The sequence below is a fragment of the Falsiroseomonas oryzae genome (assembly GCF_027856955.1).
In the GTDB taxonomy this organism is placed as follows: domain Bacteria; phylum Pseudomonadota; class Alphaproteobacteria; order Acetobacterales; family Acetobacteraceae; genus Falsiroseomonas; species Falsiroseomonas oryzae.
In genome coordinates, this window is the sequence record NZ_JAPSMD010000128.1 from 1 (window position 1) to 13,021 (window position 13,021).

13 protein-coding genes and 1 pseudogene are annotated in these 13,021 nt (G+C 71.5%); 10 read left to right on the top strand and 4 right to left on the bottom strand.

The window, feature by feature from the left end; translation table 11 throughout:
• The 3 genes and pseudogenes from OZN99_RS14120 to OZN99_RS14130 form a co-directional block, all read left to right on the top strand.
• Positions 1–482, top strand: a pseudogene (locus OZN99_RS14120) (hypothetical protein); the annotation flags it as partial.
• Positions 479–1,384 (top strand): polysaccharide deacetylase family protein, encoded by a 906-nt coding sequence (locus tag OZN99_RS14125; RefSeq protein WP_270935881.1) that lies wholly within the window; start codon positions 479–481, stop codon positions 1,382–1,384. The pseudogene OZN99_RS14120 and the gene OZN99_RS14125, both read left to right, overlap by 4 nt.
• Positions 1,385–1,452: 68 nt before the next feature.
• A complete protein-coding gene (locus OZN99_RS14130; RefSeq protein WP_270935882.1) occupies positions 1,453–2,448 on the top strand; it encodes a Bug family tripartite tricarboxylate transporter substrate binding protein in 996 nt (331 codons plus the stop codon).
• A gap of 24 nt (positions 2,449–2,472) precedes the next feature.
• Here OZN99_RS14130 and OZN99_RS14135 read toward each other — a convergent pair whose 3' ends face one another.
• Positions 2,473–3,102 (bottom strand): isochorismatase family protein, encoded by a 630-nt coding sequence (locus tag OZN99_RS14135; RefSeq protein ID WP_408611844.1) that lies wholly within the window; start codon positions 3,100–3,102, stop codon positions 2,473–2,475.
• Entirely contained in the window at positions 3,099–4,307 is a 1,209-nt protein-coding gene (locus OZN99_RS14140) for an FAD-dependent oxidoreductase (protein ID WP_270935883.1), read from the bottom strand. The genes OZN99_RS14135 and OZN99_RS14140 overlap by 4 nt, the downstream gene beginning before the upstream one ends.
• 74 nt (positions 4,308–4,381) lie before the next feature.
• On the opposite strand from OZN99_RS14140, the gene OZN99_RS14145 reads away from it, so the two are divergent.
• On the top strand, positions 4,382–5,194 hold the full coding sequence (locus tag OZN99_RS14145) for a S49 family peptidase (protein WP_270935884.1): 813 nt from the start codon (positions 4,382–4,384) through the stop codon (positions 5,192–5,194).
• 80 nt (positions 5,195–5,274) lie between these two features.
• The gene (locus tag OZN99_RS14150) at positions 5,275–5,670 is read left to right on the top strand and encodes a tautomerase family protein (RefSeq protein ID WP_270935885.1); all 396 of its coding nucleotides are present in this window, start codon (positions 5,275–5,277) and stop codon (positions 5,668–5,670) included.
• Positions 5,671–5,683: 13 nt separating this feature from the next.
• Here the strand turns inward: OZN99_RS14150 and OZN99_RS14155 are convergent, their stop codons facing one another.
• Positions 5,684–5,956, bottom strand: a complete 273-nt coding sequence (locus OZN99_RS14155) for a cupin domain-containing protein (RefSeq protein WP_270935886.1) — start codon at positions 5,954–5,956, stop codon at positions 5,684–5,686.
• An 11-nt stretch (positions 5,957–5,967) separates the two neighbouring features.
• Positions 5,968–6,405, bottom strand: a complete 438-nt coding sequence (locus tag OZN99_RS14160) for a ketosteroid isomerase-related protein (RefSeq protein ID WP_270935887.1) — start codon at positions 6,403–6,405, stop codon at positions 5,968–5,970.
• Between the two features lie 86 nt (positions 6,406–6,491).
• Here OZN99_RS14160 and OZN99_RS14165 point away from each other — a divergent pair, with 86 nt between their 5' ends.
• The 5 genes from OZN99_RS14165 (at position 6,492) to ppdK (ending at position 12,958) form a co-directional block, all read left to right on the top strand.
• Positions 6,492–7,358 (top strand): glycine--tRNA ligase subunit alpha, encoded by an 867-nt coding sequence (locus OZN99_RS14165; RefSeq protein WP_270935888.1) that lies wholly within the window; start codon positions 6,492–6,494, stop codon positions 7,356–7,358.
• 28 nt (positions 7,359–7,386) lie between these two features.
• On the top strand, positions 7,387–7,677 hold the full coding sequence (locus OZN99_RS14170; RefSeq protein ID WP_270935889.1) for a type II toxin-antitoxin system VapB family antitoxin: 291 nt from the start codon (positions 7,387–7,389) through the stop codon (positions 7,675–7,677).
• A complete protein-coding gene (locus OZN99_RS14175; RefSeq protein ID WP_270935890.1) occupies positions 7,674–8,063 on the top strand; it encodes a type II toxin-antitoxin system VapC family toxin in 390 nt (129 codons plus the stop codon). The genes OZN99_RS14170 and OZN99_RS14175 overlap by 4 nt, the downstream gene beginning before the upstream one ends.
• A gap of 3 nt (positions 8,064–8,066) precedes the next feature.
• The gene (glyS, locus tag OZN99_RS14180) at positions 8,067–10,220 is read left to right on the top strand and encodes a glycine--tRNA ligase subunit beta (RefSeq protein WP_270935891.1); all 2,154 of its coding nucleotides are present in this window, start codon (positions 8,067–8,069) and stop codon (positions 10,218–10,220) included.
• A 68-nt stretch (positions 10,221–10,288) separates the two neighbouring features.
• Positions 10,289–12,958, top strand: coding sequence for a pyruvate, phosphate dikinase (gene ppdK / locus OZN99_RS14185; protein WP_270935892.1), 2,670 nt, complete (start codon positions 10,289–10,291; stop codon positions 12,956–12,958).
• Positions 12,959–13,021: the final 63 nt, after the last annotated feature.

Consider the following 13,021-nt stretch of genomic DNA (forward strand, 5'->3'; position numbering starts at 1 on the left):
GCCGCGGCGGCTGGGAGGCCGCGGGCGTGGACGGCGAGGGATTCCTGATCGCCGCCCGCGCGGCCGGCATCCCGCTGGCGGGCCGCCGCGTGCAGCTGCTCGGGGCCGGCGGAGCTGGCCGCGCCGTCGCCATGGCCATCGCCGCCGAGGGTCCGGCCGCGCTCGCCATCCACGACCCCGATGCCGGGCGTGCGCAGGCGCTCGCGGAGGCGCTCGCCCGGGAGTATCCGGCCGTCGCCTCGCGCATGGCGCTCGGCGCCAGCGAGGTCCTGGTCAACTGCTCCGCCGTCGGCATGGCCGACGACACGCGCCTGCCCTGCGATGCCACGCTGATCCCGGGCTTCGTCTACGACGTGGTCAACCGCGCCGACACGCCCCTGCTGGTGGCCGCACGCGCCAAGGGCGCCGTCGTGGACCACGGCTATTCCATGATGGCCGCGCAGGTGCCGCTGATCCTGCGCTGGATGCTGGAGCGCGCATGAGCCCGACCCTCCGCCTGCTCGGCCTGCCGGACGATGCGCGCGTGGTGATCCTGCACGCCGACGATGTCGGGATGTGCCGCGGCGCCAATCGCGCCTTCCTCGAGCTCGCCCGCGCCGGCCGCATCGACTGTGGCAGCGTCATGGTGCCGTGCCCCTGGTTCCCGGAAATCGTCCGCGAGGCCGCGGCCGACCCGTCGCTCGACCTCGGCGTGCACCTGACCCTGACCAGCGAATGGTACGGCTATCGCTGGGGGCCCGTGGCCGTGCGCAGCGCGGCCTCCGGCCTGCTGGACGCCGACGGCTATTTCCATCGCGACTGCCTGGCCCTGCGCCGCGCCGTGGACCCGGCCGCGGCCGAGGAGGAGATGCGCGCGCAACTGGACCGCGCCCTCGCGGCCGGCATTGACGCGACGCATCTCGACACCCACATGGGCGCCGCCCTCGTGCCGGAACTGCTGCCGGCCACGCTGCGCATTGCGCGCGACTACCGCCTGCCCCTGCTGCTGCCGCGCGACCTCTCCAGCTATCTCTCCGTGCTCCGCATGGGCGAGGTGGAACCCGGCCCCTATGCCGAGGCCGTCGCCGAGCTCGACGCCGCCGGCCTGCCCGTGCTGGACCGCTTCGCGATGACGCCGGGTGTGCCGAGCGAGCAGGCCGAGGCCGCCTATGCCGGGCTGGTCACGCCCGCGCAGCCCGGCCTGACCTATGTCGCCCTCCATCCCAACGGGCCGGAGGACATCGCCGACATACAGCGCGATCACCCGCGCGCGAAGCCGCATTGGCGAACCGACGAGTTGCGGCTGTTCGGCAACGGCCATTGCGACGCGGCGATCGCGCGCGCCGGCGTGCGCCGCCTCGGCATGCGGGCCCTGCGCGACCTGCACCGCCGCGCCGCCCCTTGATCGCGCCCGCTGCCTGGCGCATCGAAGCGGTCCCGCCCGGTGCGGGCACCACGGGAAAGGCGAAGACGATGAGCGGGACATCCGGACCAACGCGCCGCACGGCGCTGTCCCTCGGCCTCGGCGCGGCGGCCGGCCTCGCGGCACCGGCGTGGGCCCAGGATCGCTACCCGAACCGGCCGGTGACCATCATGGTCCCCTGGGCCGCCGGCGGCACGACGGACATCCTCGCGCGCATCCTGGCGGAGCCGCTGCGCCGATCCATGGGCCAGCCCTTCGTGGTGGAGAACCGCTCCGGCGCATCGGGCAACATCGGCTCCAACGCCGTCGCGCGGGCTAGGCCGGACGGCTACACGCTGCTCTTCGGGTCGATGAGCACGCATGCGATGAACGACGCGCTGTTCCGCAACATGCCCTTCCACGGCGTGGACGACTTCACGCCCATCGCGATGCTTGCCTTCGCGCTGAACACGATGGTCAGCCACCCCTCCGTGCCGGCGCAGACCGTCGCCGAGTTCATCGCCCATACGAAGGCGAATCCCGGCCGCCTGGCCTATGCCTCGGCCGGCCCGGGCTCGACCAACCACATCTGCGCCGAGATGTTCGTCCGCATGGCCGGGCTCGAGATGGTCCACGTGCCCTATCGCGGCGGCGCGCCGGCGGTGCAGGACACCGTCGCCGGGCAGACCCAGCTCTTCTTCAGCGCCGCCACCCAGACCCTGCCGCATGTGCAGGCCAACCGTCTGCGCCTGCTCGGCGTGACGGAGGCACGCCGCTCCCGCCTGCTGCCCGATGTGCCCACGGTCGGAGAGACCGTGCCGGGCTACGAGATGACGGTGTGGTATGGCGTGCTCGGCCCGAAGGGCATGCCGGCCGACCTCGTCGCGCAGCTCAATGCGGAGATCAACCGCGCCATGGCGCTGCCCGAGGTCCGCGACCGCCTGGCGGCCATCGGCGTGGAATCGATCAACGAGACGCCGGACGCCTTCGCCGCCACGCTGCGCGCCGATGCGGAGAAGTGGAGCCGCACGATCCGCGAACTCGGCATCGCGATGACGGATGCCTGAAGGCGGCCGCCGGGACGGCCCGCATCAGCCGTTCCGGTAGGCCGCCTCGATCTCGGCACGCGTCATCAGGTCGGCGTATTTCTGGCCCATGTCGAACAGGTTGGCCGCATGCGGCGCCAGCGCCCGGTCGCCGACGCAGTCGGTCGCGACCGCGGTGCGAAAATTGTGCTGCATGGAATCCACCACTGTCGCCCGCACGCAGCCCGAGGTGGTGCAGCCGGCCACGATCACCGTATCCGCCCGCCGTTGCGTCAGCCAGGACGCCAGCGCAGTGCCGAAGAAGCCGGAGGCCCCCTGCTTCCGCACGACGTATTCGCCCTTCACCGGCGTCAACTCCGGCACGATCTGCGACAGCGGGCTGTGCTCGGTCAGCTTCAGCAGGGTCGGCGCCTTGCGGGTGAAGACGCCGGCATCGGCGCCATCGTCCGCATAGACCACCCTGGTATGCGCCACCGGCCAGTGCCGCGCCCGCGCGAAGGCGAGCAGATGCACCGTCTCGGCGATCGCCGGCGCGATGTTGCCCCCTCCGAAATGCTCGGGATCGGCGAAGCCGGCCTGGAAGTCCACGATCACCAGCGCCGGCCGGGTGCCCAGCCCGGCGCGCTGCCCGATGCCCTGGCGGTGGTAGATATCGGCTTCCGGATGTCCGCTCACGCCACCGCCTCCAGGTCCCGCAGTGACTGGATCATGGCGCTGCGGAGCAGATAGGCCCGGTGCTTCGCGGGATCAGCCACCGTGGCCCGCAGCTCGTCGTGATAGGCCCGGCGCACCGCGGGGTCGCGCTGGTTCAGAAGCTGGCGGTTGCGCAGCGCCTGCGCCTGCACCACGTCCACCGCCACCTTGCGCCGCTGCCGCGAATAGCGGCCCATCAGCGAGAGGTCGGCGCCCTTCCACACCTGCGTCAGCTTCTCGGCGAGGTTGAAGGCGTCGTGCACGCCGCCGTTCATCCCCATCCCGCCGAGCGGGTTGTTGATGTGCGCCGCATCGCCTGCCAGGAACACCCGGCCCGCGACATAGCTCTCCGCCACGCGCTCATGCACGCGATAGGCCGTGCGGTGGCGGATCTCGTAGCCGGCCGGGTTCGGCCAGACGCCCTGCATGCGCTGCTCGATGCGCGCGGGGTCCAGCATCCGCGCCTCGTCCGCCGCTTCCTCCGGCGCGGTGGGCAGCAGCACGCGCCACAGCCCCGCCGCCTGGAGCAGCACGAACCACTCCTCCGGATCGGAGATGTAGGCGATGGGCGAGAGGTCCGGGATGTGCTGCTCGAAGCGGAACGTGGTGGACAGCGTCAGGTAGGTCTCCGGGATCGTCATGCCGTCGAAGGCGATGCCCAGCGCGCGTCGCACCGCGCTGCGCGCGCCATCCGCCCCGACCAGATAGGCGCAGCGCAGCGCCTCGGTGGACCCGTCCGGCCGTTCGACCGTCAGCGTCACGCCATCCGCGTCCTGCGTCACGCCGTTCGCCCTGGCGTCGTAGAGGAAGGTGACGTCCGGGTTCTCCGCCAGGATCTCGCGCAGCATGCGCGTCAGCCGCCACTGCTCGCATTGCAGCCGGTAGGGATGCGCTGTGTCGTCCTTCAGCCGCGCCATCTCGAAGGTGGCGATCACGCCCTGCTGCCGGTCGCGGAACTGCCAGGTCGGGCAGATCAGCCCCTGCGCGATCAGCCGGTCCACCACGCCGGGAAAGCGGCCGAGCATGTCGAGGGTCGGCGGATGGAAGGTGGAGGCGCGTAGATCGTCCGGCAGGTCGCGTTCCTGCTCCACGATGGTCACCGGGATCCCCTCACCGGCCAGGTAGGCGGCGGCCACCAGCCCCGCGGGGCCGGCGCCGGCGATGATGACGCGGCGCGTCGTGTCCATGCAGTCCCTCCGCCGGCCAGGATGGCCCGGCCGGCCCGGCTTGCCCAGTCGCGCGGGCGGGGCATCTATGGGGAATGAACCTCCCCTTCCTGACGCGGCCGCCACGCGTGGCCGTGCTGCGCCTCTCCGGCCTGATCGCCGCGCGCAGCGGCGGCTTCGCCCCGTCCGGCATCTCGGCTCAGTCCATGGCCCCGCTGATCGAGCGCGCCTTCGCGCTGAAGCGCCTGGCCGGCGTGGTGCTGGTGGTCAACTCGCCCGGCGGCTCGCCCGCGCAGTCCAGCCTGGTCGCGCAGCGAATCCGCCGCCTGGCCGACGAGAAGAAGGTGCCGGTGATCGCCTGCGTCGAGGATGCGGCGGCCTCCGGCGGCTACTGGCTCGCCTGCGCGGCGGACGAGATCGTCGCCGATCCGGCCTCCATCCTCGGCTCCATCGGCGTGATCAGCGCGGGTTTCGGCCTGTCGGACGCGCTGGCCCGATGGGGCGTGGAGCGCCGCCTGCACACCGCCGGCACCGAGAAGAGCTTCCTCGACCCGTTCCGGCCCGAGCGCCCGGAGGACCTGGCCCGGCTGCAGGACCTGCTCGGCGAGCTGCACGAGACCTTCAAGGCCTGGGTGCGCAAGCGCCGCGACGGCAAGCTGAAGGCGCCGGAGGACCAGGTCTTCACGGGCCGCTTCTGGACGGGCGCGCAAGCTGTGGAGCTCGGCCTGGCCGACCGCCTCGGCGAGGCGTCGTCCGAGATCAAGGCCCGCTTCGGCGAGAAGGCGCAGGTGGTCCCAGTCGGCCAGCGCCGCCCTCCCTGGCCCGTGCGGCTGCTGCCGGGGATGTCGGCGGAGGCGCTGGTCGCCGCGGCGGAGGAACGCGCGGCCTGGGCGCGGCTCGGGCTCTAACCGCGGCCGTCGATTCCGCTTGACCCGTGCCGACAGCAATCGTCCGATGCCCGGTGGCGGCTTCGGCACGGAGCACGGCGATGCCCTGCACACGCATCTCCACAGGCGACTGGGCCCGCGGACGGGAGCGCACCCTAATCGACGCGGTGCAGGCCTCGCTGGAGGAGGCGATCCGGATCCCGGACTGGGACAGGGACATCCTGCTGGATCTCTATGACGAGGGGCGCCGCCTGGTCCCGACCGGCGCGTCGGAGCGCTACACGCGCATCGAGATCACGCTCTATGCCGGGCGTTCGCTGGACGCCAAGCGCGCGCTCTACCGCACCCTCGTGGAGCGGCTTGCCGCGCTCGGCGTGCCGCGGCGGGACGTGAAGGTCGTGCTCACGGAGTTCGGCCTGGAGAACTGCGCCCCGCCCCGGCACGAGGGGGTCGCGGCCTGCGACATCACCGATCTCGGCTACCGGGTCACGGTGTGACCCGGCCGCGAGGTCAGGCGGCGCGCCGCCCCACCAGATAGGTCGCGCCCTCCGGCCCGAACGCCTCCGCATGCGGGACGCCCGCGGCCAGTTCGAAGGCCTCGCCCGGCCCGTAGCGGCGCGTCTCGCCTCCGCAGGACAGGATGAACTCGCCCTCCAGGATCAGCAGCCGGGCGTCGAACGGATGCGTGTGCTCCGGGGCGACCTGGCCCGGCTCCATCCGCCGGTCCAGCGGCCCGGCATAGCCATCTGCCGCCAGCGCGGCCTCCCAGGTGGCGCGGTCCATGCGTCCCTCCCTCATGCCGACACCTGCCGGATCCACTCCTGCAGGTTGTAGTAGGTCGTCACCCGCGTGATCTTTCCCTCCGCAATCGCCAGGAAGGCGCCGGCCGGCAGGCGATAGGCCTGCCCGCGCGCCTCCGGCAGGCCGGGCTCCGACCGCAGGTAGCGACCCACCACCAGGAATTCCGCGGCCGCGCGGGTGCCGGTGGCGTCGGCCATCACGACCACCTCCTCCAGCCGCTCCTCATAGGCCGCGTCCATCTGCGCCAGGAAGGCGCGGAACGCCGCAAGCCCGGTGCGCCGCCCGCCCTGGTTCACGTCATGCACAACGCCGTCCGCCAGCAGCGCGCACATCGCGGCCCGGTCGCCGGCGCTGAAGGCGGCATAGTAGGCCCGCACCAGGGCCTCCGCGGCCTCGCGCCGCCCGGGCGTCGGCGGGGTGGGATCGGGCATGGCAGGGTCCTGTCGCGAGGCGAGAGTTGGCCGGGGGCGCCGGGTGGTCTATCTCGCTGGCGCGCAACGCCCCGACAAGCCGCGAGATGCCCGAAAAGCCCCCCTCCTTCCAGGAGATCATCCTGCGCCTGCATCGCTTCTGGGGCGAGCAGGGCTGCCTGATCCTCCAGCCCTATGACATGGAGGTCGGCGCGGGCACCTTCCATCCCGCCACCACGCTGCGGGCGCTGGGGCCGAAGCCCTGGTCGGCCGCCTATGTGCAGCCGTCCCGGCGCCCGGCGGATGGCCGCTATGGCGAGAACCCCAACCGGCTGCAGCACTACTACCAGTATCAGGTGATCCTGAAGCCGAGCCCGCCCGACCCGCAGAAGCTGCTGATCGAGAGCTATCGCGCGCTGGGCATCGACCCCGCCCTGCACGACATCCGCTTCGTCGAGGACGACTGGGAAAGCCCGACCCTCGGCGCCTGGGGCCTCGGCTGGGAGGTCTGGTGCGACGGGATGGAGGTGACGCAGTTCACCTATTTCCAGCAGGTCGGCGGCATTCTGTGCGAGGTGCCGAGTTGCGAGCTGACCTACGGGCTCGAACGCCTCGCGATGTACATTCAGGGCGTCGAGAACGTCTACGACCTGGACTTCAACGGCCGCGGCGTGAGCTATGGCGAGGTCTTCAAGCGCGCCGAGGTGGAGTACAGCGCCCACAATTTCGAGCACGCCGACACCGCGATGCTGTTCCAGCACTTCGCGGACGCCGAGAAGGAGTGCACACAGCTGGTGGAGCGTGGCCTGGCGCTGCCGGCCTACGACCAGTGCATCAAGGCGAGCCACCGCTTCAACCTGCTGGATGCGCGCGGTGCGATCAGCGTGGCGGAGCGGCAGGCCTATATCGGCCGCGTGCGCGCCCTGGCGAAGCAGTGCTGCGAGGCCTGGATCGCGGGGGAGAGGGCGGCGTGAGCTTGCCCGCCCACCTGTTTTCTACCATATGGAAGGCGCGTTCTACCCGGAGGGCGCCATGGGCCAACTGAACATCAAGGACGAGGCGCTGATCGCCGAGGCCAAGGAACTGGCCGCGCTGCTCGGCACCTCGGCGACCGGCGCGGTCCGGGCAGCCGTGCAGGACCGGCTGGCGCGCGAAAAGGCGCTACGGAGCGAGCGCGAGCAGCAGATGTTCGACGCGATCATGGCCATCGCCGAGCGTGCCTCGAAGCTGGTGCCGCCCGGCGTCACCAGCGACCACCGCGATCTCTACGACGAGAACGGCCTGCCCCGGTGATCGTAGACTCCTCCGCCCTCGTCGCGATCCTGTTCAAGGAGAAGGAAGCCGCCGCCTTCGCCGCCGCGCTGCAGAAGGCGCCGTCACGCGCGCTGGCCGCGCCGACCCTGGTCGAGACGGCGATCGTCGCCGAGGGCCGCACGCGGCCCGAAATGAGCGCGGCGCTGGACGACCTGCTGCGCGCGATGCGCGCGGAGATCGTACCCTTCACGGCCACGCATGCCGCGATCGCCCGCGATGGCTGGCGCCGCTTCGGCAAAGGGCGCCACAAGGCCGGCCTCAATCTCGGCGACTGCTTCGCCTATGCGCTCGCGATCGAGCGCGACGAGCCGCTGCTGTTCAAGGGCGATGACTTCGCCCAGACCGACGTGAAGAGGGCGCTGTAGCGCATGCCCGAACTCCTGCTCGAACTCTTCTCCGAGGAGATTCCCGCGCGGATGCAGGCGCGCGGGGCGGAGGATCTCTCTCGCAGCGTCGCCACCGCCCTGGCGCCCGTCGTTGAAGGCGCGCCGAAGCCCTTCTTCGGCCCGCGCCGCATCGGCCTGGTCGCGACGTTGCGCGACGCCGTCACCACCGAGGGCAAGGAGGAGCGCGGGCCGCGTGTGGGCGCGCCGGACGCCGCGCTGGCCGGCTTCCTCCGCAAGCACGGCGCGGCGAAGGAACAACTGACGGAGCGCAACGGCTTCTGGGTGCTCGACAAGCCGGGCGAGACCGTGACCGCGCGCGACCTGGCGGCCCGCGAGATGCCGAAGCTCATCCGCGGCTTCTCCTGGCCGAAATCCATGCGCTGGGGCACCGGCGGCAGCTTCACCTGGGTGCGGCCCCTGCAGCGCATCCTGTGCCTGCTGGACGGCGCCGTCGTCCCCTTCGACCTGAAGCAGGCCGAGGACGAGGCGCATGGCCTGGCCAGCGCCGACCTCACGGAAGGCCATCGCGTCATGGCGCCGGGCACCTTTGCCGTGCGGTCCTTCGCGCAGTACGAGGACACGCTTCGCGCCCGCAAGGTGATCCCCGATGCCGCGGAGCGCCTGCGCCTCATCGAGGACGGGCTGAACGCGCTCGCCGTCGCCCATGGCGTGCAGGTCGTGCCCGACCGCGGCCTGCTCGAGGAAGTGGCCGGCCTGGTCGAATGGCCCGTCCCGCTGCTCGGCCGCATCGACGACGCCTTCATGGACCTGCCGCCGGAGCTGATGCGCACCACCATGCGCGTGAACCAGCGCTACTTCGCGATGGTGAAGCCGGACGGCAGCGCCGCGCCGGTCTTCGGCGTGGTGGCGAACATCGAGGCGGTGGATGGCGGCAAGGCGCTGGTCGCCGGCAACGAGCGCGTGCTGCGCGCCCGCCTGTCCGATGCGCGCTTCTTCTGGGACCAGGACCGCAAGCAGAAGCTCGAGGACTTCCTGCCGAAGCTCGACCAGGTGGTGTTCCACGCGAAGCTCGGCACCCAGGGGCAGCGCGTCGCGCGGCTGGAGCGCCTGGCGCGCTTCCTCGCCCCGCAGGTCGGCGCCGATGCGAACCTGGCGGCGCGCGCCGCGCAGCTGGCCAAGGCCGACCTCGCCAGCGGCATGGTCGGCGAGTTCCCCGAGCTGCAGGGCGTGATGGGCCGCTACTACGCGCGCCAAGGCGGCGAGGACCCGCGCGTGGCCGACGCCATCGGCACGCAGTACCGCCCGCTCGGCCCCGGCGACGCAGTGCCTGCCGAGCCCGTCGCCATCGCCGTCGCGCTGGCCGACAAGCTCGACACGCTGACCGGCTTCTTCGCCGCGGATGAGCGCCCGACCGGCAGCGGCGATCCCTTCGCGCTGCGCCGCGCCGCGCTCGGCGTCATCCGCATCATCCGGGAGAACGGGCTGCGGCTGCGCCTGTCCGACGCCTTCGCGGAGGCGTTCTTCGGCTTCCCGCAGGCTGTCGGCGTCTCGCCGGCGCCGGAATTCGGCATGGCGGTCGCACAGGAGAAGCTGAACGCCGGCTGGCAGCCGTCCAGGGGCTCCGACCATCCGCCGATGGTGGCGGCCTTCGCCGCGGGGCTGGTGGACTTCCTCGCCGAACGCCTCCGCGTCCAGCTCCGCGGCGAAGGCGCACGCCACGACGTGGTCGCCGCCGCCTTCGGCGCCGGCGGCGAGGACGACCTGGTCCGTCTGCTCGCCCGCGCCGACGCGCTGAAAGCGCTGGTCGAATCCGAGACCGGGGCCAACCTCCTCGCCGCCTACAAGCGCGCCACCAACATCCTGCGTATCGAGGAGAAGAAGGACGGTCCCCATGCCGGCCCGGTGGACGCCTCCTTGCTCGCCGCGGCCGAGGAACAGGCCCTCGCCGCCGCCCTCGACTCGGCCGAGCCCGCATCCCGCGCCGCCCTGGCCAGCGAGGATTACGGCGCCGCAATGTCGGCCCTGGCCGCGCTGCGCGGGCCGCTCGATGCCTTTTTCGAGCGCGTGACCGTGAACGACCCGGATGCGCAACTCCGCCGCAACCGGCTACGCTTGCTCAGCCGGCTGCGTGCCGCCATGGATGCGGTGGCAGACTTCTCCCGTATCGAGGGCTGACCGAAAGCCTTACCCCCACCCTTCCCCGCCGCGGGGAAGGACGACGTTCGCCAGGAGACCACCCTGCAATGACCAAGTGGGTCTACAGCTTCGGCGCCGGCCACAACGAAGGCCGCGCGGACATGCGCAACCTGCTCGGCGGCAAGGGGGCCAACCTGGCGGAGATGGCCAGCATCGGCCTGCCCGTCCCGCCCGGCTTCACCGTGACCACCGAGGTCTGCACCTACTACTACGCCCACAAGCACACCTATCCCGCCGATCTGCGCAGCCAGGTCAGCGACGCGCTGGCCCTGGTGGAGGCGGCCGTCGGCGCCCGCTTCGGCGACGTCCACAAGCCGCTGCTGGTCTCCGTCCGGTCCGGTGCGCGCGTCTCCATGCCCGGCATGATGGACACCGTGCTGAACCTCGGCCTGAACGACGGCACTGTCGCCGGCCTCGCCTCTGGATCGGGCGATGCGCGCTTCGCCTGGGACAGCTACCGCCGCTTCATCCAGATGTTCGGCTCGGTCGTGCTCGGGGTGGACCACCACCGCTTCGAGGAGATCATCGAGCATGTGAAGCTCGACCGCGGCGTCAGCGAGGACACCGACCTGACGGCGCAGGACTGGCACCGCGTGGTCGATGGCTACAAGGACATGGTGCAGGAAGTCACCGGCCAGCCCTTCCCGCAGGACCCGCACGCCCAGCTCTGGGGCGCGATCGGCGCGGTGTTCGGCAGCTGGATGAACCCGCGCGCCAACACCTATCGCCGCCTGCACGACATCCCCGCGGACTGGGGCACGGCGGTGAACGTGCAGGCCATGGTGTTCGGCAACATGGGCAACGACTGCGCCACCGGCGTCTGCTTCACCCGCGATCCCAGCACCGGCGAGAACGTCTTCTACGGCGAGTACCTGATCAACGCGCAGGGCGAGGACGTCGTCGCCGGCATCCGCACGCCCCAGCCCATGTCGAAGGAGCGTTCGAAGCCCGGCGAGAGGAGCATGGAGGAAGCCATGCCCGCCGCCTATGCCGAGCTGGTGCAGGTGCGCGCGACGCTCGAGAAGCACTACCGCGACATGCAGGACATCGAGTTCACGGTGCAGCAGAACAAGCTGTACATGCTGCAGACGCGCAACGGGAAGCGCACCGCGGCAGCCTCGCTCAAGATCGCCGTGGACATGGCACGCGAGGGGCTGATCGACCAGTCCGAGGCCGTGAAGCGCGTGGATCCCAAGGCGCTCGACCAGCTGCTGCACCCGACGCTCGATCCGAAGGCGCCGCGCAAGCCGCTCGGCAAGGGCCTGCCCGCCTCCCCCGGCGCGGCTTCGGGCGTCGTCGTCTTCTCCTCCGACGAAGCGGAGGCGCGCGCCGCCAAGGGCGAGGCCGTCATCCTCGTGCGCATCGAGACCTCGCCCGAGGACATCCACGGCATGCACGCGGCGAAGGGCATCCTGACGACGCGCGGCGGCATGACCAGCCACGCCGCCGTGGTCGCGCGCGGCATGGGCCGCCCCTGCGTTGCCGGCGCCGGCTCCATCACCGTGGACTACGCGCAGCAGGTGCTCTCCGCCGGCGGCAAGCGCGTGAACGCCGGGGAGGTCATCACCCTGGACGGCGCGACCGGCGAGATCTTCGTCGGCGCCGTCGCGATGATCGAACCGAAGCTCTCCGGCGACTTCGCGACGCTGATGGAGTGGGCGGATTCCGTTCGCAAGCTGAAGGTGCGCACCAACGCCGAGACGCCGCTGGATGCCGAGACGGCGCGGAAATTCGGCGCCGAAGGCATCGGCCTCTGCCGCACCGAGCACATGTTCTTCGACCCCGAGCGCATCGGCGCTGTCCGCCAGATGATCATGGCGGAGACGGAAGGCGGCCGCCGCGCCGCCCTCGCGCGCCTGCTGCCCTTCCAGCGCAAAGATTTCGTGGACCTGTTCCGCATCATGGCGGGCCTGCCGGTCACGATCCGCCTGCTCGACCCGCCGCTGCACGAATTCCTGCCCCACAAGGAGGAGGAGATCGAGGAGGTCGCGGCCGATCTCGGCGCCGACGTCGCCGCCATGAAGCGCCGCGTCAGCGAATTGTCGGAAGCCAACCCGATGCTCGGCCACCGCGGCTGCCGGCTCGGCATCACCTATCCCGAGATCTACGAGATGCAGGCCCGCGCCATCTTCGAGGCGGCGGTCGCCATCGGGAAGGAGACGCACAAGGCGCCCGTGCCGGAGATCATGATCCCGCTGGTCATGACGCGCCGCGAGCTGGAGATCACCCGCGCCCTGGTGGACAAGGTGGCGCAGGAGGTCTTCGCCGAATCCGGCTACCACGTCGAATACCTGGTCGGCACGATGATCGAGCTGCCACGCGCCGCGCTCACCGCCGACGCCATCGCCGAGAGCGCCGACTTCTTCAGCTTCGGCACCAACGACCTGACGCAGACCGTCTTCGGCCTGTCGCGCGACGACGCCGGCAAGTTCCTGCCGCTCTACGTGGAGCGCGGGATCCTGCCGAAGGACCCCTTCGTCTCGATGGACATGGAAGGCGTCGGCGCGCTGGTGGAGATCGCCGCGCAGAAGGGCCGCAGCGTGAAGCCCGACCTCAAGCTCGGCATCTGCGGCGAGCATGGCGGCGATCCGGCCTCGGTGCATTTCTGCGCCCGCACCGGCCTCGACTACGTGTCCTGCTCGCCCTACCGCGTGCCCATCGCGCGCCTGGCCGCCGCGCAGGCCGCCTTGTCGGGCGGCGGCGACCGCACGGCGTGACGCGGCGCGGCTGCGGAACCACGCCCCGGCCCTCGCGCGCATGGCTGACGCCGACCGACTGAC